The organism is Nocardia araoensis NBRC 100135 (assembly GCF_000308435.1).
GTDB classification, from domain to species: domain Bacteria; phylum Actinomycetota; class Actinomycetes; order Mycobacteriales; family Mycobacteriaceae; genus Nocardia; species Nocardia araoensis.
Window position 1 is genome coordinate 48,967 of record NZ_BAFR01000100.1, and the last position, 21,687, is coordinate 70,653.

20 protein-coding genes are annotated in these 21,687 nt (G+C 69.5%); 7 read left to right on the plus strand and 13 right to left on the minus strand.

Annotated features, from left to right (window positions below; genetic code table 11):
- Positions 1-4 precede the first annotated feature (4 nt).
- From ON21_RS12655 to thrS, 6 genes are all read right to left on the minus strand, one after another.
- Positions 5-622 (minus strand): TetR/AcrR family transcriptional regulator, encoded by a 618-nt coding sequence (locus ON21_RS12655; protein WP_245562569.1) that lies wholly within the window; start codon positions 620-622, stop codon positions 5-7.
- Between the two features lie 61 nt (positions 623-683).
- Positions 684-2,192 carry a flavin-containing monooxygenase gene (locus tag ON21_RS12660; protein ID WP_039798028.1) on the minus strand — a complete coding sequence of 503 codons (1,509 nt, stop codon included), beginning with the start codon at positions 2,190-2,192 and terminating at the stop codon, positions 684-686.
- The gene (locus tag ON21_RS12665) at positions 2,189-3,046 is read right to left on the minus strand and encodes an SDR family NAD(P)-dependent oxidoreductase (RefSeq protein ID WP_039798029.1); all 858 of its coding nucleotides are present in this window, start codon (positions 3,044-3,046) and stop codon (positions 2,189-2,191) included. The genes ON21_RS12660 and ON21_RS12665 overlap by 4 nt, the downstream gene beginning before the upstream one ends.
- Entirely contained in the window at positions 3,030-3,932 is a 903-nt protein-coding gene (locus ON21_RS12670) for an alpha/beta fold hydrolase (protein ID WP_039798030.1), read from the minus strand. The genes ON21_RS12665 and ON21_RS12670 overlap by 17 nt, the downstream gene beginning before the upstream one ends.
- Entirely contained in the window at positions 3,929-5,272 is a 1,344-nt protein-coding gene (locus tag ON21_RS12675) for a cytochrome P450 (RefSeq protein ID WP_039798031.1), read from the minus strand. The genes ON21_RS12670 and ON21_RS12675 overlap by 4 nt, the downstream gene beginning before the upstream one ends.
- Before the next feature lie 109 nt (positions 5,273-5,381).
- Positions 5,382-6,602 (minus strand): threonine--tRNA ligase, encoded by a 1,221-nt coding sequence (thrS, locus tag ON21_RS12680; RefSeq protein ID WP_039798032.1) that lies wholly within the window; start codon positions 6,600-6,602, stop codon positions 5,382-5,384.
- A gap of 251 nt (positions 6,603-6,853) precedes the next feature.
- Here thrS and ON21_RS12685 point away from each other — a divergent pair, with 251 nt between their 5' ends.
- Genes ON21_RS12685 through ON21_RS12700 form a run of 4 tightly spaced genes read left to right on the plus strand, consistent with a single transcriptional unit; the run spans position 6,854 to position 11,955 of the window.
- Positions 6,854-8,146 (plus strand): ABC transporter substrate-binding protein, encoded by a 1,293-nt coding sequence (locus ON21_RS12685; protein ID WP_039798033.1) that lies wholly within the window; start codon positions 6,854-6,856, stop codon positions 8,144-8,146.
- On the plus strand, positions 8,143-9,957 hold the full coding sequence (locus ON21_RS12690) for a hypothetical protein (RefSeq protein WP_039798034.1): 1,815 nt from the start codon (positions 8,143-8,145) through the stop codon (positions 9,955-9,957). The genes ON21_RS12685 and ON21_RS12690 overlap by 4 nt, the downstream gene beginning before the upstream one ends.
- A 31-nt stretch (positions 9,958-9,988) precedes the next feature.
- A complete protein-coding gene (locus ON21_RS12695) occupies positions 9,989-11,722 on the plus strand; it encodes a tetratricopeptide repeat protein (protein ID WP_039798035.1) in 1,734 nt (577 codons plus the stop codon).
- 8 nt (positions 11,723-11,730) lie between these two features.
- Positions 11,731-11,955, plus strand: coding sequence for a histidine phosphatase family protein (locus tag ON21_RS12700; protein ID WP_039798036.1), 225 nt, complete (start codon positions 11,731-11,733; stop codon positions 11,953-11,955).
- A 12-nt stretch (positions 11,956-11,967) separates the two neighbouring features.
- Here the strand turns inward: ON21_RS12700 and ligD are convergent, their stop codons facing one another.
- The 5 genes from ligD to ON21_RS12725 all read right to left on the minus strand — a co-directional run bounded on the left by ligD (position 11,968) and on the right by ON21_RS12725 (position 17,986).
- Entirely contained in the window at positions 11,968-12,915 is a 948-nt protein-coding gene (gene ligD, locus ON21_RS12705) for a non-homologous end-joining DNA ligase (RefSeq protein WP_083880573.1), read from the minus strand.
- A 71-nt stretch (positions 12,916-12,986) separates the two neighbouring features.
- Positions 12,987-14,543 (minus strand): amidase, encoded by a 1,557-nt coding sequence (locus ON21_RS12710; RefSeq protein ID WP_245562570.1) that lies wholly within the window; start codon positions 14,541-14,543, stop codon positions 12,987-12,989.
- Positions 14,544-14,951: 408 nt separating this feature from the next.
- Positions 14,952-16,157, minus strand: a complete 1,206-nt coding sequence (locus ON21_RS12715) for a site-specific integrase (protein ID WP_039798038.1) — start codon at positions 16,155-16,157, stop codon at positions 14,952-14,954.
- 774 nt (positions 16,158-16,931) lie between these two features.
- Positions 16,932-17,327: a carboxymuconolactone decarboxylase family protein gene (locus ON21_RS12720; protein ID WP_039798039.1), complete on the minus strand. Its 396-nt coding sequence runs from the start codon at positions 17,325-17,327 to the stop codon at positions 16,932-16,934.
- Entirely contained in the window at positions 17,324-17,986 is a 663-nt protein-coding gene (locus ON21_RS12725) for a class II aldolase/adducin family protein (RefSeq protein ID WP_039798057.1), read from the minus strand. Before ON21_RS12725 ends, ON21_RS12720 begins: the two co-directional genes overlap by 4 nt.
- A 102-nt stretch (positions 17,987-18,088) precedes the next feature.
- Here ON21_RS12725 and ON21_RS12730 point away from each other — a divergent pair, with 102 nt between their 5' ends.
- Entirely contained in the window at positions 18,089-18,463 is a 375-nt protein-coding gene (locus ON21_RS12730) for a MerR family transcriptional regulator (RefSeq protein ID WP_039798040.1), read from the plus strand.
- Positions 18,464-18,605: 142 nt separating this feature from the next.
- On the opposite strand, the gene ON21_RS12735 is transcribed toward ON21_RS12730, so the two are convergent.
- On the minus strand, positions 18,606-19,385 hold the full coding sequence (locus ON21_RS12735) for an NAD(P)H-dependent oxidoreductase (protein WP_039798041.1): 780 nt from the start codon (positions 19,383-19,385) through the stop codon (positions 18,606-18,608).
- Between the two features lie 138 nt (positions 19,386-19,523).
- Between ON21_RS12735 and ON21_RS12740 the strand changes: the two genes are divergently transcribed.
- Complete coding sequence (locus ON21_RS12740) at positions 19,524-20,372, plus strand: helix-turn-helix transcriptional regulator (protein WP_039798042.1); 849 nt, start codon at positions 19,524-19,526, stop codon at positions 20,370-20,372.
- Positions 20,373-20,473: 101 nt separating this feature from the next.
- On the opposite strand, the gene ON21_RS12745 is transcribed toward ON21_RS12740, so the two are convergent.
- A complete protein-coding gene (locus tag ON21_RS12745) occupies positions 20,474-21,061 on the minus strand; it encodes a TetR/AcrR family transcriptional regulator (RefSeq protein WP_039798043.1) in 588 nt (195 codons plus the stop codon).
- Positions 21,062-21,173: 112 nt separating this feature from the next.
- Here ON21_RS12745 and ON21_RS12750 point away from each other — a divergent pair.
- Positions 21,174-21,687, plus strand: a 514-nt coding sequence (locus tag ON21_RS12750) for a Gfo/Idh/MocA family protein (RefSeq protein WP_169332694.1), incomplete at its 3' end; no start/stop codon positions are given.

Genomic DNA, 21,687 nt, shown 5'->3' on the forward strand with positions numbered 1-21,687 from the left:
GGGGCTAGGGGTGGGGCCCGATCAGCCCGATCGCGGATTCGACCGCCACGTCGATGATGTCGGCGATGTCGTCGCCGTCTTCCACGGTGGTGGCGATGAGTTCCCGGAAGCCACCGAAGAGGATGGTGGCCACCTGGCGGGATGGCGGGCGCAGGCCTGCGGCCGCGAATTCCGGTGTGTCGGCGAGTTTTTGGATGAGTGTCACGAACGCTTCGCCGACCTCGCGCTGCAACTGCCGGGTGTCGTCACCGAGGGCGGGAACGACACGGATCCAGCTGAGGGTCAGGGAGGGTTCGTGTTGTGCGGTGTGTATCCACGCTTCGATGGCTTGGCGAACCTGGGTGCGCCAGGGCATGTGCGGGTCGACTGCGGCATCGATCCGCTGGATCATGTCCTTGTGGTGCTCGCTGAGCAGGGCGATGAAGCAGTCCTGTTTGCTGGTGAAGTGCTCGTAGAAGGTGCGGCGCGAGGTGCGGGCGTGCCGGACCACGTCGGCGACGGTCGTGTCCTGGTAGCCGCGTTCGCGCACGGCGGCGGCCATGGCGTCGAGCAGGCGGCGGCGGAACCCCGAATCCGGGCCGTTGTCGGCGGAGGTGCGGGGTACGGGCGCGGCGCGGGTCACGAGAATCAGGTTAGTTACTCCTTTCCGTTCGTCGCTTCCGGCCCGAGCCCGCGGCCGGATGTCAGGGCGTGGATTGCCCGGAATCGTGTCCCGATGCCACCGCGTGGTCCTCGCCGGACGGTGTGCCGCCACGGGTGAAGCGGATGGTGCCGTCGTCGATGCGGCCGTAGCGGAGGGTGAGCACGTCGTGGGCATAGCTCATGCCCAGCCGCCACGGAGCCCGGGAGCCCGCTTTGGGGAATCGGTCGATGTCGCGCAGGACGTAACCGGCCTGGAAGTCCAGCAGCGGCGTGGGTGTCACGGCGGGGTCGGGCCAAGGGGTGGTCTGCCGGTAGCCGCCCGCGTCCATGTGCCGCAGCAGTCGGCAGACGAATTCGCTGACCAGATCGGCTTTCAGTGTCCAGGACGCGTTGGTGTAGCCGATGGTGAACGCGAAGTTCGGCACGCCGCTGAGCATCATGCCCTTGTAGGCCATCGTTTGCGGCAGCTGCACCTCGTGCCCGTCCACGGTGAGGCGGATTCCGCCGAGCGCGAGCAGTCGCAGGCCGGTCGCGGTCACCACCACGTCGGCGTCGAGTTCACGTCCGGAGGCCAGGCGCAGCCCGTTCGCGGTGAACCGGTCGATACGATCGGTGACCACCGTGGCGCGTCCGTCGCGGATCGCGCGGAACAGGTCGCCGTCGGGGACCAGGCACAGCCGCTGGTCCCACGGTTGGTAGACGGGTTTGAAGTGGGTGTCGACGTCATAGCCCGCGGGCAGTTGCTTGACGGTCAGGTTGCGGATGAACTTGCGCATCCGCTGGGGCTGTCGTCTGCTCAGCTGGTAGATCAGCGTGCTGACCAGCACGTTCTTCCACCGGACCACGGTGTAGGCCCGTTTCGGTCCCAGTAGTGCGCGCAGCCGGTTGGCCAGGGCGTCGCGCGCGGGCACCGGGAGGATGTAGGTCGGGGAGCGTTGCAGCATCGTCACGTGCGCGGCGGTGTCGGTCAGTGCGGGTACCAGGGTGACCGCGGTGGCGCCGCTGCCGATGACGACCACGCGTTTGCCCGCGTGATCGAGGTCGGTGGGCCAGTGCTGCGGGTGCACCAGCCGTCCGCGGAAGTCGCCGATTCCGGCGAACTGCGGGGTGTAGCCCTCGTCGTAGTGGTAGTAGCCGCTGCATACGAGCAGGAAGTCGCAGGTGAGTTCGCGGGTGGCTCCGTCGTGTTCGGCCAGCACCTTCCAGCGGGCTTCTGCGCTGGACCAGGACGCTTCGGTCACCCGGTGCCGGTACCGGATGAACCGGTCGATGCCGGCGTCGGTGGCCGTCTGGCGGATGTAGCGCAGGATCGCGGGACCGTCGGCGATGGCTTCTGCTTGTGTCCACGGGCGGAACCGATACCCGAGGGTGTGCATGTCGGAGTCGGAGCGCACTCCGGGGTAGCGGAACAGGTCCCAGGTGCCGCCGAGGGTGTCGCGCGCTTCGAGGATGGCGTAGGTGCGGTGCGGGAAGGCGGCCTGCAGGTGGTGGGCCGCGCCGATACCGGACAGGCCGGCGCCGATGATGAGGACGTCGAGGTGTTCGCTCATGCCCGCGCCCCTTTCGGCTCCCGGCTGCGCAGGCTGCGCTCGAGCAGCGCGACCACACCGTAGTAGTGGGTGGGTGTCACCCGCGCCAAGGCGTCGAACAGGTAGGCGTCGGGGCCGACGAGGATGCGGGCCTTGCCGTGTTCGACTCCGCGGCGGATGATTTCGGCCGCCTTCTGCGGCGTGGTCAGCGCCAGCGTCTCGAATTCCGCCGCCATCTGCTCGTGCGTCCGGCCCCGGCCCTCGGGGTCCTTGCGGACGCGGGCGTTGCGGGCGATGTTGGTCCTGATGCCGCCCGGGTGGACGTTCACCGCCGACACGCCGGTGCCGCGCAGTTCCTGGCGCAGGGCGTCGGTGAACCCCCGGACGGCGAATTTGGCCGCGCAGTAGGCGCTTTGATTGGGCATCCCGAGCAGCCCGAACACGCTGGAGGTGTTGACGATCACGCCGTGGTCCTGCTCGACGAGGATGGGCAGGAAGGCGCGGGTGCCGTTGACGACTCCGTCGAAGTTGATGCGCCGCAACCATTCGTCGTCTTCGGCGACGGCGTCGAGCACCGAGGAGGAGACCGCGACACCGGCGTTGTTGAAGACCGCGGCCAGCGGCGCGGGCAGCCAGTCGCGGACTTCGTCGGCGAAGGCGCGCTGGTCGGCGGCGTCGCGCACGTCCAGGACGCGGGTGAGCACCGGCCCGGTCAGCGACGCGGCCGTCTCCTTCAACCCGGCGTGGTCGATGTCGGCGATCGCGACGGGGGAGCCGGTGCGCGACAGTGATCGCGCGAGGCTGCGGCCGATCCCGGACGCCGCGCCGGTGATCATGACCGGGTGGCCGGACAGCGGCCTACGGGTTCGGGGCATCGGCGGTCCTGCTTTCGGAAGTGCGAATGTGTTCGTGGATGAGGTCGGCGAGCACCGGCCACAGCGGGGCGGGCAGGTCGTGGCCCATCCCCGCCACGGTGTGGTGGCGAGCGCCCGCGATCGCGCGAGCTGTGGCGGTGGCGCCGGTGGGGGCGACCATTCGGTCGCGGTCGCCGTGCAGCACCAGGGTCGGGGCGGTGACCGCGCGCAGCTCGCGGGTCCGGTCCCCGGATTTGAGGATGCCGGCCAGTTGCCGGCCGACGCCCGCTGCGGGCAGGGGATCACGGTCCCAGGCCCGGGTGGCTCGCGCTCGCACCGCGGACTCGTCGAACGGGTATCCGGCCGAGCGGATGTGCCGGTACATGCGCACGCTGCGATCGATGTGCTCGTCGCGGGTGCGTGCGGGCCGGGCGAACATCAACCGCCAGGTCGACCAGGCCGGGCGGCCGACGCGCGCGGCGCCGGTGGTGGACATGATCGAGGTCAGCGAGGCGACTCGGGCGCGATGGCGGGCGGCGACGGTCTGGGCGATCATTGCGCCCATCGACATGCCCACCAGATGCGCCGAGGGCAACTCGAGCGCGTCGAGCAACCCGACGGTGTCGGCGGCCAGATCGGCCAGCGTGTACTGATCGCGGTGCCAGCGCCGCCGCAGCATCTCGACCGGAGCCGGTGGCGGGAAATGCGCATGTGTGGAGCGGCCGGCGTCGCGGTTGTCGAAACGGGTGACCTGGCAGCCGCGCGCCACCAGGAGCTCGCACAACCCGTCGGGCCATTCGTGTCCCTGCTGACCCAATCCGGCGATCAGCAGCAGCGGGGTGCCTGCGCCGCGCTGCTCGTAGGCGAGGGTGATGCCGTGACCGACGTCGGCGAACTGCTCGCTCATACCGCCGCCTCGGCGGTGCGGTCGAGCGCGTGCCCGCCGCGGGACGGCGTGCGCCGGTGGACCACGGCGCGGCCCTTCTTCGCCGGAACGAGAGCGACGCCGCGGAAATGCGTGCGTTCGTCGCGGGCGTCGGTGGGTTCGAGGGTGAAATCACGCAGCAGCGTGCGCAGGACGATGTTCATCTCCATCGTGGCGAACGCGGCGCCGATGCAGCGGCGGCTGCCGCCGCCGAACGGGATCCAGCTGAAGGTGCCCGGACGGACACCGACGAACCGGTCGGGGTCGAAGGCGCGGGCGTTGGGGAAAAGTTCCTCGTTGTCGTGCATCAGCCGGATGTTGGCCACGACCTTCTGCCCCTTGGGCAGGGTCCAGCGGCCCAGTTGCAGGGTTTCGGCCCGGACCTGGCGGAATGTCGCGTCGATGACCGGCCGCACACGCTGCACCTCCAGCAGCGTCGCCTCGCGCAGCTGCGATCCGCCCGCGTCGGCTTCGGCGGCCAAGCGGCGCAGGACATCCGGGTGTCTGCGCAGCCGTTCGATCGTCCACGACAGCGTCGTCGCGGTGGTTTCGTGCCCGGCGGTGAGCAGGGTCAGCAGTTCGTCGGCGATCTCACCGCGGGACATGGCCGAGCCGTCGTCGTAGCGTGCTTGCAGCATCATCGCCAGCACGTCGTCGCGCTCGTCGATCCGGTCGCTCGCGGCGCGGTCGATGAGTCGGCCGACGATCTCGTCGTAGCGGCGCCGGTAGGCCGCGAAGCGGGCCCACGGGCCGAACCTGCCCAGTGCCCGCTGGGGAACCGGGACCGCGGCGAGGGCGGAGGCGACCAGGACGAGTTTGGGCAGCAGTCGGCGCAGTTCCTCGAATTCCGCGCCCTCGGCGCCGAAGACCGCGCGCAGGATCACGTTCAGCGTGATCCGCATCATCGAGTCCATCGTGGCGAACTCGCGCCCGGACGGCCATGATGCCATCTCGCGGACGGCTTCGGCTTCGACGAGCGATTCGTACACCGCCAGCCTGCGGCCGTGGAACGGCGGGGTGAGCAGTTTGCGCTGCTTGCGGTGGTCGGCGCCGGTCAGTGCGAACAGCGAACCGGGGCCGAGGAATTGGCCGAGGTTGACGTCGATGTTGTCGACGAGGTCGGCGCTCGCGGTGAAGAGGGCTTTGATCTCGGTGGGATCGGCGAGCACGACCGACCGGCCGAATCGGGGCATCTGGACGGTGAAGGCCGATCCGTAACGGTCGTGCATGCGCCGCCAGGTCCGGGTGCGCCCGGCCAGGATCTGCAGGTTCTGCACGATCGGCGGGGTGGATGGCCCGTCGGGAAGTCGCACAGCGGGCATGCGCCCACCTCCTCGTGTGGTACTTCGATGTACCACTCGTACGGTACGCGCACGTACCAACTGTGGCAAGGATTACACAACGCCGATTCGCGCCGTCGCCGCGATCTCGTCAGGAGACGTCCCACAACGCGGCGCTGTGGACGGCGAGCAGTGCGCCGATGCGGTCGAGCGCTTCGGCGGCGGGCAACACCGCGAGGCGACGACCGTCACGCAACCGCAACGCCACACCGTCGGCGGCGACCTCCTCGGCGCCGATGATCGCCTGATACGGCACCAGTCGGTGCTCGCGGATGCGAGCGGCGAGGCTGCCGCGATCCGGCGGCGAGGACGCCACGCGCAGCCCGCGGTCGCGGCAGCGGCGCTCGAACCGCGCGGCAGCGGCGTGCTGGGCCTCGGTCACCGGCAGCACGACCACCTGGGTCGGCGCCAGCCATGCCGGGAACCGGCCGCCGTGACATTCGATCAGATGGGCCACCGCACGCTCCACGCTGCCGATGATGCTGCGGTGCACCATGACCGGCCGGTGCGCGACGCCGTCGGCGCCGGTGTAGCGCAGGTCGAACTGCTCGGGTTGATGGAAATCGACCTGCACGGTGGACAGGGTCGACTCCCGCCCCGCGCTGTCACGCACCTGCACATCGATCTTCGGGCCATAGAACGCCGCCTCGCCTTCCACCGCGTCGTAACCCAGACCGCGGTCGTCCAGCGCGGCGGTCAGCACGGCGATCGACCGCTCCCACAATCCCGCGGCGGCAACGTATTTCCCGCCGGGACCGGGTAGCGACAACCGGTAGCGGGCGGCCCGGATGTCCAGCGCGGCATAGGCGTCGGCGATCATCGCCAGCGCCCCGGCGACCTCGGTGGCGGCCTGCTCAGGGGTGCAGAAGATGTGCGCGTCGTTGAGCTGGATCCCGCGCACCCGGGTCAATCCGCCCAGCACGCCGGACAGTTCCGAGCGATACATGCCGCCCGATTCGGCGATCCGCAACGGCAATTCGCGATAGCTGTGCGCCCGGGATCGGAACATCAGCGCGTGATGGGGGCACAGGCTCGGGCGCAGCACCACTTGCTCACCGCCGAGATCCATCGGCGGGAACATCTCGTCGCGGTAATGCCGCCAGTGGCCGGACACTTCGTAGAGTTCACGTTTGCCCAGCACCGGCGAATACACGTGGTGGTAGCCGGCGCGGCGTTCGGCGGCGCGCAGGTAGTCCTCGAGCGCCTGGCGCACGGCCGCGCCGTCCGGCAGCCAGAACGGCAGTCCCGCGCCGATGAGCGGGTCGGTGTCGAACAGATTCAGCGCACGGCCGAGGGTGCGGTGGTCGGGCATGGTGGTCTCCTCGTCGACAGGGGGCGAGTGACCACGAGACGAAACCCCGGGGCACACGCCCCGGGGCTGGAATGAACGTGGATCAGCGCGCCGGGACGAATTCCGGCGTCGTCGTCACAGCAGCGCGCTCCACGCCAGCGACGGTAGCAGAGGCATCCGCGCTCGCGCACGGGAGTTTCCGAAGCGCCCACCGTCGCGACGACTGTGACGCATAATCGATTTCGACTGGCACGCAATGACATCGGGGGTCGATGGGGACGCGCAGAGCGGTGCTGCAAGCGGGAATGGTCCTTCCGCTGGCCGCCGCGTGCGCGCCGGAGCTGCTGCTGGGCAGCTCGGACGCGGTGCGTGTCGGTGTGTCCTGGAGCGGGCAGGAGCTCGCCGCCTTCCACGCCGTTCTGGACGGGTTGGACCTCGGCTTCGAGGTCGAGGTCATCCCGCTCGGCGACAACACCGACACCGCGTTCACCGCCGGTGGCCGCTCCGCGCCGGACGTGGTGTTGCTTCCGCAGGCCGGGCGGGTCCGCGAACTCGCCGAACGAGGCAAGCTGCGGCCCGTCGCCGAGACGGTGTGGGCCGACGAACTCGGCACCCGCTACGCCCAGCCCTGGCAACTGTTGCTGCGCTCCGACGACCGGCTCTACGGTGTGCCGTTCAAAGCCGCGGACAAATCGCTGGTTTGGTTCGACCGGCAACAGTTCGACACCTACGGCTTGGGTGAGCCGGCGGCATGGACCCTCGGCGGCTGGGTCGACCGGATGGAGGTGCTCGCGCAGACGCCGATCCGCCTGCTGGCACTGGCCGCCGCCGACGGCTGGGTGCTCACCGATTTCTTCGAAAACGTCCTGCTCGCCGAATCACCGCGGATCTACGACGATTTGGCCGCCAAGGACGATCGGGAATGGGACAACCCGGCGGTGCGGGCGGCGTTCGGGCACCTGGGGATCCTGTGGGGGCAGCGGCACGCGTTTCCCGGCGGCGTGGGCGTCGCGTCGACCAGGCAGTTCTCCGACGCTGTCCGGGAAGTGTTCCAGCACCGCCGTGCCGCGGCGGTCGTCGCCCCCGACTTCGCCGAACCGATCGTGCGCAGCGCGGTCCACGCGTCCGGGCGAGCGATCGACGACGCGGTCGGAGTGGTCCCCTTTCCGCCGGTGACCACCGCGTCGGGGCGGCCGAAGATCGTCGGAGGCGACGTGATCGTGGTGACCGAGCAGGCGAACCCGCTCGCGGACGAACTGGTCGAGAAACTGGCCGCCGCCCGCGCCCCCCTGCCGTGGATCGAGCGCTACGGCGGCTTCCTCGCCCCCAACCTGCGCACCGAGGCCGCCTACTCGCCGCTGCTGGCGCCCTCGGCCCGTGAGCTCGCCACACGCAGCACCTTCGATCTGTCCGACCGGATCGGGCCGGTGGGCGGCCGGGAAGGACTGTGGCGGGTGCTGACGGAGTTCCTCATCGCGATCGGCGACGGTGGGCAGGCACGAGCGACCGCCGCCACCGACCGCGCGATCGCCGCGCTGGACGACGTCGAACAGCGGCTGCGATGACGCCGCCGCAGGATTTCGAGGTCAACGGTCTGCGCATCGAGCTGGCCACCCGCCGCATGCGCGGGCCGCTGGTCGCCGGCGGCAGGCCCCGGCGCTGGCTGGGCTGGGTGGCGGGACTGCCCGCGACGGTGCTCACGGTGGCGCTGTTGGTGCTACCGGCCGGGTGGACCGTGCTGATCGCCGCCCGGACCAGCCCGGCATCGGTGCTCGCGTGCGCGCTCACCGCGGCCGGTGCGCTACTGCCCGCCGCGCTGCGCAGGCGGATGGGCGTGCCGTGGATACGGATCCTGGTCTGGCCGTTGTCCATCGGCGCGGTGACCGGCGGGCTGTCGCTGCTGGCTGGCACGATGACCGCCGACGGCCGCGGCGCGTACCTGCGGACACTGCTGTGGGTGGCGTTCGGGATCGGGCTGCTGGTCGTGGCGCTGGCGATCGCCTGGTGGGGGCGGGCGGCGCGCTGGCTGTGGCTGCCGCTGATCGTGCCGTTCGGAGTGTCGGCGTTCGTGTCCGGGGTGGCGTTCCGGGTGATCTTCGGCAACGGCGCCCGATGGCTGGACATCGAGGACGTCGGGGTCTATCGATGGTGGCTGGCGGCGATGCTCGGGTCGGCGTTCCTGTGGACCTGGCTGGGTTTCCTCACCGCGTTGTTCCGCGCCGGAATCCATGCGATCGAAGCCGACCCGGCGCGCGCCGGGTACCTGTATCGCGACGACGGCAGACCGCTGGCGATCCGGCTGTACGAGTTGCTGCGGCCGGTGCTGCTGATCGCCGGACTGGCCGTCGGCGTCGCGGCCGCGCGGGTGTTCGATGTCGTGCTGATCGGAGTGCCCGGGGCACTCGAATACCAGGTCGACAGCGCGACCGTGCACTGGTGGCGGCTGGCCGCCGACGCCGAACCGGGCGTCGCGGCGGCTTACGCGCTGCCGCTGGCGGTGCTCGTGGGCGCGGTGGCCTGGCTGCTGCAAGTGGATGTACGCCGCCACCGCGCGAGTTGGTCGGCGCTGCGGGCGATCTCGGTGGCGGGACGGCGGCGCATCGGGCCGGTGCGGGCGGCGGGCATCGTGCTGGTGTCGGTGCTGGTGCTGTACCCGATCGGTGTGCTCGCCTACACCGGGTTGCGTGCGCACGACGGGTTCGGTTTCTCGGCCATCGCCCTGGTGTGGGGCGACGACGGACTGTGGCGCTCGCTGCAGACCACCGCCTGGGTCGCGGGGCTGGTCACGGTGGTCGTGGTGACCGCCGCCGCGCCGGTGGCCTACCGGCTGGCCGCGCTGCGACCCAACGGCACCGCCACCCGGCTGGCCGTCGTAGCGCTGGTGGTGCTGGCGGTGATCCCGGCACAGACCTACCTCGGACCGATCGATGGTCTCGTCGACGTCTACGAACTGTCCGGAACACGGATCCCACTGATTCTCGTGCACGCCGCCGCCGGACTGCCGATCGCCATCCTCGTCCTGCGCGGCGCGATGCTCGCCCCGCCGGGCAGCACCGCCGCGGACACCCTGCACGGCCTGGCCAGTCCGGGCACCATCGCCCAGCGCGTGCTGAGCTCCTCCGGGCCCGCGCTGGGAGCGGTGGCGGTGCTCGAATTCATCCAGGTGTGGAACGACTTCTTCATCGGCCTCGTGGTCAGTGGCGCGGGAGCGAGCCCGTGGTCGCTGCTGCTGTGGGGCGAAGCGCGGCAATTCGGTGAGAACAGCGCGCAACTGGCCGCGGGATCGCTGGTGTCGGCCGTGCTGCCGGTGGCGCTGCTGCTGGTGACCTGGCGACGCTGGGTGGTGCCGGGCCTGACCGGAGGGGTGCTGCGATGACGCGAGCCCGCGGCGGCGAGGGAGGAACCGGGTGAGCGCATCGACCGAACACACCGAACCGGTCGGGCAGACCGCCACCCCGAGATCATCGATCTGGATCGGGTTCCTGGGCACCGCATCGCTGGTCGCCTACACGGTGCTGTTCGAGCTGGTGCGCACCCTGGTGGTGAACTCGTTCGGCGAGAACGCCGTCGTGCAGTTCTTCAACGGGCCGCTGCGCTGGTTGTCGGTGCTGCTCATCGCCGCGGCGGCGACCTACGCGCTGTACCGGTTCGCGCGCGGGTATCGCACCAAGGTGCGCACCGCCCGCGAAATGGACCTCACCGCCGGTCTCATCGAGCCGGGCCCGGCGCTCGCGGACCGAAGGCCCCGGGAAGCCGCGCCGCCGCCGCGGCCGGTCGCCGCGCTCGACGGGCATCACATCGCCGCGGTGTTGCGGGATCTGCCGGTGCACGACTACGAGACCGTCGCGCTCTTGGCGGTGCTCAACGCTATCCGGGATACGCCGGGGCGGTTGCCGCTGGCGCGGGAACCTTCGGCGCGCACCGCGGCGAAGCTGCTGGAAGGTCTGCACCGCCGCGAAATCCTCACCGAGTACGGCGCCCAGCGGTGGCGTGTGCGACAAGTGCCCGAGTCGCCGGACCGAGCGACGGTGACCGCCGGACCGCAGTGGGGCGCGGCGCTCACCGCGCTGCTGCACCACTACGCCGACCGTGCGGGCCGCTGGGCCATCGCGCTGGAGTCACGCCGCTTCGCCGGGGGCGCTCGCCGCTGGTTCGAGATCGAGGAACCGTACCTGCGGGCCCTGGTGGCCGCGTGCGCGAGGCAAGTGAATCCACCGGATCCGCCGGATCCAGGCGTGGATTACCCGCCCGCGGCTGTCGCGCACCTGATCCACCTCGGCAACGCATTGGACGTGTGGTACGCGCGCATCGGGCTGGAGGAGAACGGGCGCGGAGTGGCCGACGATCTGTGCGCGCTTCCCGAAACCGACGAGCTGAACCGCGATCTGCTGTTGCTGCGGGCGGGACGGCTCACCGAACGGCCGCGCGGCTACCGGCCGCGGCGATTGTCGACGAGCTTGGCCGCCCGCTGGGAGCACCAGGCGGCGCTGCGGCGGCTGGGCGGCGAGTCACCGGCCTTGGACGACGTGGCCGACCAGCTGGAGACCGCGTGGTGGCTGCTGCCGCGCGACGACGTCGCCGGTGAGGTGTGCGCCCTGATCAACCTCGCCGTCGTGCACATCAGGCAAGGACGCCTCGACGCCGCGCAGGATCGTCTGGAACTCGCCGAGTCCCTCACCCGCTCCGGCCTCGATCCCGACGGACGCGCGCAGACCCACGAGACCATGGGCACGATGTGGTGGGCCCGCGGCGAACCCCGCCGCGCCCTGCGCTGCTGGCAACTCGCCCTGACCGCCTACCGCGCCCTCGACGACGACCTCGGCATCGGCCGCTGCCTGCAACACCTGGGCTCCGTGATCGTCACCGACCCCGACTACGCCACCCTGCTGCTGCCCAACGATCCACCCCTCACCCGCACCGAGGCCCTGCGTCAAGCCGCCGGATGGCTCGCCGAAGCCCGCCGCAGGCACCCGGCGGCCCGCCACGCCGAATACTATGCGGCACAAACACCTTCGAGCCTCCACGCCGATCGCGGTGTCCGCAACCTCCTCCCATCCCGCCGCCGCACCCCGCCGACCCGGATCGATCGATGGCCCGCGGCCGTCGAAGACCACGCCCACCGACCGCACACCGCGCGCTGACCTGCCGGTTGTCCGAGCCAGCCGCGGCGACCCCGACGGCACTGGCGCGTCGGCACCGCGGCCGGACCGTCGTCGTCGGCAGCCACGGGACGTTCATCTCCCGGGCGCTGGTCGCGTTCGGTCGCGACGAGGTCGACGGGGCATTCAGCCGCGCGATGTCGATGCCCGCGGTCTACCGCCTGGACTTGGAGGACGGACGCATCCAGGCCGCGGGTCCGGGCCTGCGAAGGTGAGTCGAACGGAAGTCACAGGGCAGGAGGCAGTTTCGCCTCGTGTGGCGACTTGTCGGGACGCAAGCCGCGCCAGCTCGGGTGGCGCAGACCCTCGGAGGTGACTTCCCGATATTCGATGTCGCCGACGAGGACCGGCTCGACCCAGTGGGCGGATGCCGCGACCGCGCGCGGCGGAGGGACGTCGAAAGGCGTTTCCGGACGCGACAGTTCGTTCAGGCGAAGTTGCAGCGAACGACGGTCGCGCATGGTCCAGCCGGTGCCGACATTGCCCACGTGCACCAGCTGCTCGTCGTCGTTGTACGCGCCCAGCGCCAGCGAGCCGAACGTCGCGGAGAACCGGCCGGTACCGGGCAACCAGCCCGCGACGACGACCTCGGCCGTCTTGCGCAGCGGCGTCTTGATCCACAACGCGGAGCGCCGCCCGGGGTAGTAGGCCGAATCCAGCCGCTTGGCGACGATTCCCTCCAGACCGTGTTCGCGAGCGACGTCGAGCAGTGTGTCGGCGTCGACGTCGCGGTAGAACGGCGGGGTCCGGACCAGAGGCCGATCCAGCGCCGATTCCGCCAATCGCTCCCGGCGCTCGGTGTAGGGCAGATGCATGATGGACTCGCCGCCCACGGACAGCAAATCGAACGCGAGATACTGCGCCGGGAATTCACGCAGCAATTCCGCGCTGGGGGACACCACATGCATCCGCCGCTGCAGCCGACCGAACGACGGCGCCCCCGTCGTCGGATCCGGCGCCACGATCTCCCCGTCGAGAATCAGCTCACCACCCTCGCCCAGCTCGGCGAGAACCGACGTGAGCTCAGGAAACGACCCGCTGAGATCCCGATTGTTGCGACTGTAGAACCGGCATTCCCCCGCCCGGCACCTGGCGATGGCGCGAATGCCGTCCCACTTCATCTCCAACGCCCACCGGCCACGCTCCCGCGGTGGCCGTCCGGAGACGGCCAGCATCGGCGCCGGCGCTGACAGCACACGGCCAGCATATCGTCAGCAAACTATGGGCGCGGATTCCTGTGTGCCCACTACGGTGCCTGGAAGCCGCCGATCTTCTGCTCGAGCAGTTCGGCCAGCCGCAGCGGGGTGCGGTCCTCGAACATCGGACCGATCAGCTGCACTCCCACCGGCAGGCCCTCGGGGGAGCGGCCGGCCGGTATGGCGGTGGCGGGCAGGCCGGGCATGGTCGCCAGGCCGGCCCAGACGAGCTGGTCGAAGTACGGGTACTCGACACCGTCGATGTCGATGTGCCGGTTCTCCAGCCCTCCGTTGTGGTCGTGCGGGAAGGCAGGAGTAGGTGTGATGGGGCACACCACGACATCGAACTCGGCGAAGAGCTGCCGCCAGCCGTGGCGGTGGAGTTCGCGACGGGAGTTCGCCTCCACCCAGTCGCGGTGGCTGAGCACCATGCCGCGCCGCCGCGCCGCATCGAGACTCCGGTCGTCCGCGCTCAGTGCGGCGGCGTGGGTCCGCAGCTGTTCGTACACGTCGACGGAAAGACCGGCGGCGGCGTTCGACAGCATCAACAGCATGTAGAGCGTCGCCGCTTCGGTCGGATCCGGCAGCAGCCGACTGCGCCGTTCGACGCGGGCGCCCTCGTCGACGAGCGCCTCAGCGACCCGGTTCACCCCAGCCCGCACCGCCGACCCGGTCGGAATGAGCGGATGGTCCTCGATGATCAGGACACGGAAGTCCGACAGCCGCTCATGGCGCGCGGGCGGCAGTGCGACGTCGTAGGCGACGCCGTGGGTCAGCGGATCCGGTCCGGCCATCACGTCGAGCAGTAGCGAGAGGTCACGGGCGGTGCGCGCCATCGGTCCGACAACGGCGAGGTCGAGATCGACCGGCAAGGCCGGCGCGGGCGGCGCGACCATGCCGCGGGTCGGCGCCAGCCCGAGTGTCGGCTTGTGCGCGTAGACGCCGCAGAAATGCGCGGGGGTGCGCAACGAACCGGCGAGGTCGGAGCCGATGGACAGCGCGCCGAACCCGGCCGCCAGGGCCGCCGCCGAACCGCCGGACGACCCACCCGACGTGCGGCCGTGATCCCACGGATTGTTGGTGGTGCCGTAGATCTCGTTGAAGCTTTGAATATCTCGCAGCATCAACGGCACATTGGTCTTACCGAGCAGCACCGCGCCGGCCGCCTTCAGCCGCGATACCTGTATCGCGTCCTCGGTCGGTACGTGGTTCGCGTACGGCGGCATGCCCCAGGTCGTGGGCAGTCCGGCGATGTTGTAGGACTCCTTGACCGTCACGGGAATGCCGAGCAGCGGCCGGTCCTCGCCGCGGGCGCGTGCCTGGTCGGCAGCGCGTGCGGCATCCCGGGCACGGTCGAAGTCCTGCACACAGATCGCGTTGATCACCTTGTCGTCCCGCTCGATACGGGCGATCGCTTCGTCGGTCAGTTCCACCGAGGTCACGTCACCGGCACGCAATGCGGGCGCGAGTTCTTCGGCCGACCGAAAATTCCACTCCATGAATTCGACGGTATCGGTGTGCCGCAGCGGACATAAAATGTCGCTTCGCGCAAATGGGAAAGTCCAACGGGTGGCCTTCGGTGCAGATCGGCGCACTCGTTCTGTCATATCGCAGGTCACGGTGCAGGTATGGCTGACTCCCTCGGGGTCACAACGGCTGCCGTGTTCCCCTTCGGTTGTGGGCTGTTCGACCGGCCGCTGGACATGGCGACGTGCGGCCGGATCGGTGCAGGCCCGGAAATTCCGGAGACACGAATAATGCACGGAGGCAATACCGCTACTTCAGCAGTTTCGGGAATGAATTGTATTTCCGGCCGTGCATGGGGTCCGCCTGCCTCGTGGGTGTTTGTTCGAAGGGCACCGGCATCCGTGGAGGGGTGCTTCGCGGGCGATGGTTACTCGTCGACGTCAGCGGCTGGGGTGCGGTCACGCCAGGGCGGCAATCGCTCTCAACCTGCGCCGCAGCCTTCATCGCGAGCAGTGTTGCGTTCGAAGCGATTCACCCCAGTTCTGAGCTCACAATCCGAGCTTGGTGACCGCGTTGTCTTCCAGGGGATTGGCGGTGCGGATATAGCCGTGCACGGTGCGCGGATTCGTCCAACGGCCCTGACGCATGATCTCGCGGTCGCTGGCGCCGCCGAGCGCGGCCTGGGTGGCGAATCCGGCACGCAGCGAATGGCCGGAGAACAGGTCGGGGTCGAGCCCGGCCCGGGCGGCATAACGCTTGACCAGTTCGGCGACCGCCCGCCCGGACATGGCGCGCTCGCCGATCCCGCCGTGGCGGTTGATGGTGGGGAACAGCGGCAGGTCCGCCTCGGTGAGCGTGGTGCCGGTGAAGCCGTGGCAACGGTGGATGTCGGCCGATCTCTCGGGCAGCTCGGCGAGCCAGGTCCGAACACCGGAAGTTCCTGCGCCGACGTGGGTTTCGCGCAAGCGCAGCCAGTCGGCGAAAGCGCAGACCGGGCAGGTCGCGGGGCGGCGGCCACGGGGGAGGGCCACGCGCTGTTCGGCCGCGCCGGTGGGGTCGGTCTTCGTCACGGGCAGCCGGATCAACAGGATCGGTTCACCGGTCGTGTGGTCGAGACCCACCTCGACGTCCCCGATGCGCAGACCGGCCAGTTCGCTGCGGCGCAGGGCGCCCGCGAAACCGATGAGCAGTGCGAGCGCATCCCGGCGCCGGGCGGGTTCGGTGGGCCACCCCGGTTCGGGCAGACCGCCCAGCAGTTGATCGAGGGTGTGCAGCAGCACAGGGCGTTTGCGTGTGGGTTGGGTCCGCCGGGTGCGGCGGATGCCGCGCAGCGTCAGGCGCACCACATCCGACCGGGTCGGTGACGGCAGGCCGTTGGCCGCGTGCACCGCGGCGATGGCGGCCGACTTGCGTTCCAAAGTCGCGGGGCTGAACGCCCATTCGCCGCCGTCACGGCGCGCGTCGGCGGCCGCGGCGAGATAGACGGCCACGTCCAGCGCGTCGGCGGGCAGTGCCTGACGGCCCTCGGTGGCGCACCACGCCGACCACGCCACCCAATCGGCCCGATAGGCGCGCAGCGTGTTCGCCGACTGCGACGCTTCGAGATACCGGCGCAGCGATCCGGCTTGGTCGTCGTCGAAACGGTCCCGCACCAGCCGCAGTGCCGCCGCATCGACCAGCACGCTGCGCACCCCCCGGCGCAGCTCGGTGCGCACCGATTCCGGAACCGCGACCAGGCCGGATCGATCGTCCATGAGTCGGGCTCCCGCGTTCCTATCGGTGACGGACTGTGCGCGCCACGGCTTTCGGCGCAGGAAGCCAGCCTACGGCACCGAGGCGGCACGATCTGCCGAGAGGCGAACCGCTCGCGCCAGTGTCGTTCGAAGCGCACTTCGCGCACGGAATCATCAGCGTCACAGTGACGTTTGCGGGATCCGGTTCGGGGGTCGGGTCAACTCGCGATGCCGACCGAGTCTCGTCGCGAGATCGGAACCGCCCGCTCACCGTGCCGGTTCAGCGACACGGCATGGACGCCTCTTTCGGTACACCGCTCGCCATACGACGGCCTCTCCGTGCCCGTCATTCAGTTCGTCCTTCTGCGGATCCTCGCGGCAGGTCGCTCCGTGGCGCGTCCTCATTGCGCGCACTTTCCGCGTGGATTCGGGTTGCCCACGGTGGTCCGTGAAGGCGCGGAGGGGGTACCTAGTTTTTCACCGATTACGCAGCAATTACGTTGCGTCACATAAAACGCTACGAAACGAAAAATTCCCGAGATAGTTGGGCTTGGACCTTCGGTCCTGACCGCCGATAAGGTTCACTTATCGGTGGTCAGAACGGGAAGCGTGATCGGGTGCTCGCCGCTGCTGTTTCGTCATGAATCGGAAATCGGATTCGGCTGGTCACATGTGCTGCCCTACGGGTAGGTCAAGCTCAACATGAATACCCGGCTCGCTCTCGGTGGATGAGTGGGTCAGCCTCTAGCGAGTGACGATGCGAAAATGCCCGGGCCCTTCGACTCGGGTATTCGGTCAACCGGACAGTGCCTCGTGGTCGGATAGCAGGTCGGCGACGATCTGGATGCCGAGCGCGTAGGCGGGGGCACCGCCGGTGATAAGGGCAGTTTCGGCGACCCCGACCAGGTCGGCGAGATCGGCACCGGCGTGCAGCGCGCCTCTGGCGTGCAGCCGAGCGGCGTCGGACCGGCCGAGTACCAGCAGCTGCCCGACATGGACCAGCTGCTGGACTCGGGCACCGAGGTGATTCTCATCCAGTACGAGATGCCGCAGCGTGGCGAAGGTCTCCTCGGTCGCGAGTCTGCCGCAGGCGTGTGCGACCCGCAGCCGATCCTCGATGCCCGCCGGAACGGCCCCGTACGTCACCCGGTATCGATCCCGGATCGCTTCGAGATCGTCGTTGCCGGTCACGAAGCTCGCCCCATCGACGCGCGCACGGCTTCCAATGCTGCGGCCGGGAAGTCGACCGCACCGCCGAGCAGCCGGGCGGCGAGTTCGGCCTCCGCGCTCTCCTCGATCGCGATCAACAGGTCTGCGGCTTGCCCGGCGTCCGGCCCGAACACCAGCAGGCCGTGGTTGGCCAGCAGTACTGCCGACGTGGTAGGTCGCTGCTGGAGAATATCGGCGATGCCGCGCACCGACACGTTCGAACCGCGCGGTCCCCATGGCACCACCGGCAGCTCCTCCGCCTGCCCGAAACGCAGCATCGGCTCGGTACGACACGGCAAAGGTTGGTGTGCGACCGCGAAAGCAGTCGCGGCTGGGGAATGAGTGTGCAGTACCGCCCCGACCTCCGGGCGCGCCCGATAGACCACGCCGTGCATGTTCACGATCTCGGTGCTCGCGGACTGCAACCGCCCGCCGAGCAGCTGCCCGTCGATACCGACGACCGCGACCTGGTCGGCAGTCATCCCACGCACGAAGCCAGGGGTCAGCAGGAACCGCTGCGGGTCGATCCGGGCGCTGAGGTTGGCGTGCCCGGAATGCGACATCACCCCGGCTTCGAACAGGCGCTCGGCCGTACGAACCAGCAACTCGGCCTGCTCCCGGACATCCGATGTGTTCGTCATCTTGATCCTCCAGACTGTCGCTTCCTTGTCTGCGACCAGACCACCGTCCACCTTGAACTAAGGTTTAAGTCAAGTGACACCTGGCAAGAGGAGGAATCCCGCGTGCTCATCACGATCGGGCGGCTCGCCGAACTCGCCGGAGTGCCCGCCTCGGCCATCCGGTTCTGGGAACGCCATGGCCTGCTTCCACAACCCGAGCGGCGTGGCGGACAGCGCCGCTATCCGCCGGAGGCGGTGGAACGGATCGCCCTGCTGCGCAAGTGCCAGCACGCCGGTTTGAGCCTGGCCGAACTCGCCGAGCTCCAACAGGATCGACCGCGCCGCACCGCGATGATCACCGCCAAACTCGCCGACACCGAGCAGCGGCTACTCGATCTCGAACACGCCCGTCAGTTCCTCGAACATGCCGCGCAGTGCAGCCGTACCGACATCCTCACCTGCCCGACCTTTCGGAAGCAGATGGCGCTGTGGCACTGAACACAAGCTTCAGGAGTTGAAACCGCGACGAATGCCAGTACGAACGACGTTGCCGGCGTTGTGGTGTTCCGATCCGGGCGGCTATTGTCGCCGATTCCACGGTGACATGCGCAAATCGCCGTCGGCCTGCTGGGCCCGGCGGTCAACCGAGTACGTGCAGCCGGAAACCCGTGCGCCCTGCGGGCTCCAGTCCCTGCTTCAGTTGCAGCGAGGGGATCTCGTAGTCACCGAAGTTCTGCCGCCGGAACGCGATCGGCTCGGTCGACTCCAGAGTGAGCAGGCGCTGCTCCCAGGTCTTGGCGACGTCCGGAAAGTCCTCGGCGGTCAGCCGGTCGGTGCCGTACAGCACGAACGGCGGCAGCACCTCGATGCCCGGGTAGTACAGGATGCCGTGGTGGATCGGGAACAGCAGATCGTCGATGGGGCCGTTGATCCCGCGCTCGGCGTAATGCGGCTCCGGACCGCCTACGGTCACCGACAGCAGAGCTTTCCTGCCAGCGAGGGTGCCTTCGCCGAAGCGCTCGCCGTACCTGGTGTCGCTGTGCTCGCCGACGCCGTATGCGAAGTGGTAGGTGAACACCCGGTCCACCCAGCCCTTCAGGATCGCGGGCATCGTGTACCACCACAACGGGAACTGGAAGATGATCGTCTCGGCCCACAGCAACTTCTCCTGCTCGGCGCGGACGTCCGGGGTGAGCGTCCCGGCGTCGAAGGCCCGGCCCGAGTCACGGGCGACCCTCAGCGGAGTCGATGCGTCGGGTCCGTAGTCCGCGGCGTCCACGACGGCCTTCCACTTCATCGCATACAGATCGCTGACGCGTACCTCGTGTCCCGCGGTCTCCAAGGTGGACACCGCGAGGTCCTTCAGCGCGCCGTTGAGTGACTTCGGCTCCGGGTGGGCGTAGACGATCAGCGTCTTCATGGGAACTCCTTCGGATCGGGTGCCTTCGATCCTGGGCGCCGCCGCGCCCGGCGTTCAGGGGCTCCTCTTCCATCGGACGGGACTTCCTGGTAATGGCAGGACCACCTTCACAGCCGCCACCGAAGCCATACTGGGGGCATGGACGATCTTGCGGGCTTCCTGCGTACCCGTCGTTCCCGGGTCGACCCGGCGGCCGTCGGCATCCCCACCGACAGACGCCGCCGGGTCGAAGGGCTGCGCCGAGAAGAGGTCGCGCACCTGTCCGGAGTCAGCGTCGACTACTACGTTCGGCTGGAACAGGGCCGCGCGACCGAGCCCTCCGAGCAGGTCCTCGACGCGCTCGCCCGCGTCCTCGGCCTCGACGAGACCGAACGCGAACACCTGCACCGGCTCGCCCGGCAGCGCCGCCGCCGCGCGAAGGCGCCGGGCGGGCGGGTCCGGCCGGAGTTGCTGCGCGTCCTCGACCTGGTCGCCGACGCACCCGCGCTGATCATGGACCACCGCATGGACGTGCTCGCCGGCAACCGCCTCGCCGGACTCCTCTATGGCCGGCCGATGCCGGGCCTGAACACCGCCCGGCACATCTTCCTCGAGGAAACCGAACGCGGCCTGTACGCGGACTGGGAGAAATGCACCCTCGACGTGGTCGGGCACCTGCGCCTGGCCGCGGGCAAATACCCCGAGGATCCCCGTCTGGCCTCGCTCATCGGCGAGTTGGCGATGGGCAGCGAGCGCTTCCGCCGCCTCTGGGCCCGCGCGGACGTGCGCGCCCGCACGCATGGACGCAAGGCCTACCGGCACCCACTGGTCGGCCTGCTGGAACTGCACCAGGAGAACTTCGCCCTACCGGACGAGTCGGGCATGGAACTGCTGGTGCTGTCCGCAGTCCCCGGCAGCCCCTCCGAGGACGGGTTGCGCCTGCTCGCGGGCTTGGGCGCGGACAGCGGTGAGGCGCATCCGACGGTGAACGCGCAGGTCCGCGAATGACCCGGGCGGCTGCCGATCTCACCTGAGATCACCAACTCCGGGCGGTCTTGTCTCGAGCAGCCCCGCGCTGGGGAGGCCGTCGATGCGGCATGACCGTTGGTCTACGTGCCTTCGTCCAGGAGAGCGTGTAGCGCCGAGGTGCCGACCTGCCGGAGTTCATCGCGGCTGCGCCCGGCCGCGGCCTGGACGGCGATGCCGTCCGAGATCGTGTGGACGAGTGCGGCCAGGGCGGCTGGTTCGTAGCGCGACGGCAGGTCGGTGGCCTGCTCGAGCCGCCTGCGCAGCGCCGCCTCGCCGGCTTTGCGTACCGCGACGGCATCCCGGCGGACAGCCTGCGAGTCGGGTCCGCAGGCTTGAACGGTCTTGACGCACAGGCAACCGGGGGGCGTGTTCTCGCCTGCGGTCAGCTCGACAGCCCCGTGGATCAGCCGCTCGAGGACCTCCCGGCCGGTGGGCGCGTCCAGCGCGTCGGCGGCGTAAGCGCCGGGACCGTCGAGGTAGCGGGCCAGCACCCTGCCGAACAGTTCCTCCTTGTTCCCGAAAGCGGCATAGAGGCTGGGCTTGTTGATGCCCATCGCGGCGGTCAGGTCGGCCATCGAAGTGCCCTCGTAGCCGTGCCGCCAGAACACCTCCAGTGCGCGGTCGAGTGCTGTGTCCGCGTCGAAGGAGCGTGGGCGTCCGCCGGGCATGCCGTCCTCCGTGTTCTCCGATTTTCTTACCTATCGGTACATTACCTCTTGCGCCCACCGGGGGTGCCTCCTAGTTTCTTACCGAAAGGTACATAACTAAGGAGTGACGCACATGATCCGAGTCGGAGTTGTCGGGGCCAGCGGTTGGGCCAACAGCTCACATCTGCCCGCGCTCACCGCGCTCGAGGAGTTCGACGTGACCGCGGTCGCGACCACCAACCAGGCCAGCGCGGACCGGGCGGCCGCCGCCCACGGCGCACAGCACGCCTTCGCCAACGCGGACGAACTCGTTACGCACCCCGATGTCGACTTGGTCGTCGTCTCGGTGAAGGCCTCCGGGCATGCCGCCGTCATCAGGGCAGCGCTCGCCGCGCGCAAGCACGTCGTGTCCGAGTGGCCGCTGGGCGTCGACGCCGACGAAGCGAGTGAGCTGACCGACGCCGCCACCGCCGCGGGCGTCGTGCACGCGGTCGTCCTCCAAGGCCACCACTCCCCGAGCGTCCGCTTCGCCGCAGACCTTCTGGCCGACGGCCGGATCGGCACGCTGGAATCGGTCGCGCTGGTGGCGGAGGGCGCTCCGTGGGGCGGCAGCCGAATATGGCCTGATCTGGTCTTCGGCCTCGACC

Bases quoted from the DNA above. Each gene is read 5' to 3' on its own strand.
- ON21_RS12670 (WP_039798030.1), bottom strand. From the start codon at position 3,932: ATGAGCGAGCAGTTCGCCGACGTCGGTCACGGCATCACCCTCGCCTAC.
- ON21_RS12665 (WP_039798029.1), bottom strand. From the start codon at position 3,046: ATGCCCCGAACCCGTAGGCCGCTGTCCGGCCACCCGGTCATGATCACC.
- ON21_RS12690 (WP_039798034.1), top strand. From the start codon at position 8,143: ATGACGCCGCCGCAGGATTTCGAGGTCAACGGTCTGCGCATCGAGCTG.
- ON21_RS12710 (WP_245562570.1), bottom strand. From the start codon at position 14,543: ATGACAGAACGAGTGCGCCGATCTGCACCGAAGGCCACCCGTTGGACT.
- ON21_RS12745 (WP_039798043.1), bottom strand. From the start codon at position 21,061: ATGCCCGGCGGACGCCCACGCTCCTTCGACGCGGACACAGCACTCGAC.
- ON21_RS12735 (WP_039798041.1), bottom strand. From the start codon at position 19,385: ATGAAGACGCTGATCGTCTACGCCCACCCGGAGCCGAAGTCACTCAAC.
- thrS (WP_039798032.1), bottom strand. From the start codon at position 6,602: ATGCCCGACCACCGCACCCTCGGCCGTGCGCTGAATCTGTTCGACACC.
- ON21_RS12675 (WP_039798031.1), bottom strand. From the start codon at position 5,272: ATGCCCGCTGTGCGACTTCCCGACGGGCCATCCACCCCGCCGATCGTG.
- ON21_RS12685 (WP_039798033.1), top strand. From the start codon at position 6,854: ATGGGGACGCGCAGAGCGGTGCTGCAAGCGGGAATGGTCCTTCCGCTG.
- ligD (WP_083880573.1), bottom strand. From the start codon at position 12,915: ATGCTGGCCGTCTCCGGACGGCCACCGCGGGAGCGTGGCCGGTGGGCG.
- ON21_RS12740 (WP_039798042.1), top strand. From the start codon at position 19,524: ATGGACGATCTTGCGGGCTTCCTGCGTACCCGTCGTTCCCGGGTCGAC.
- ON21_RS12660 (WP_039798028.1), bottom strand. From the start codon at position 2,192: ATGAGCGAACACCTCGACGTCCTCATCATCGGCGCCGGCCTGTCCGGT.
- ON21_RS12715 (WP_039798038.1), bottom strand. From the start codon at position 16,157: ATGGACGATCGATCCGGCCTGGTCGCGGTTCCGGAATCGGTGCGCACC.
- ON21_RS12725 (WP_039798057.1), bottom strand. From the start codon at position 17,986: ATGACGAACACATCGGATGTCCGGGAGCAGGCCGAGTTGCTGGTTCGT.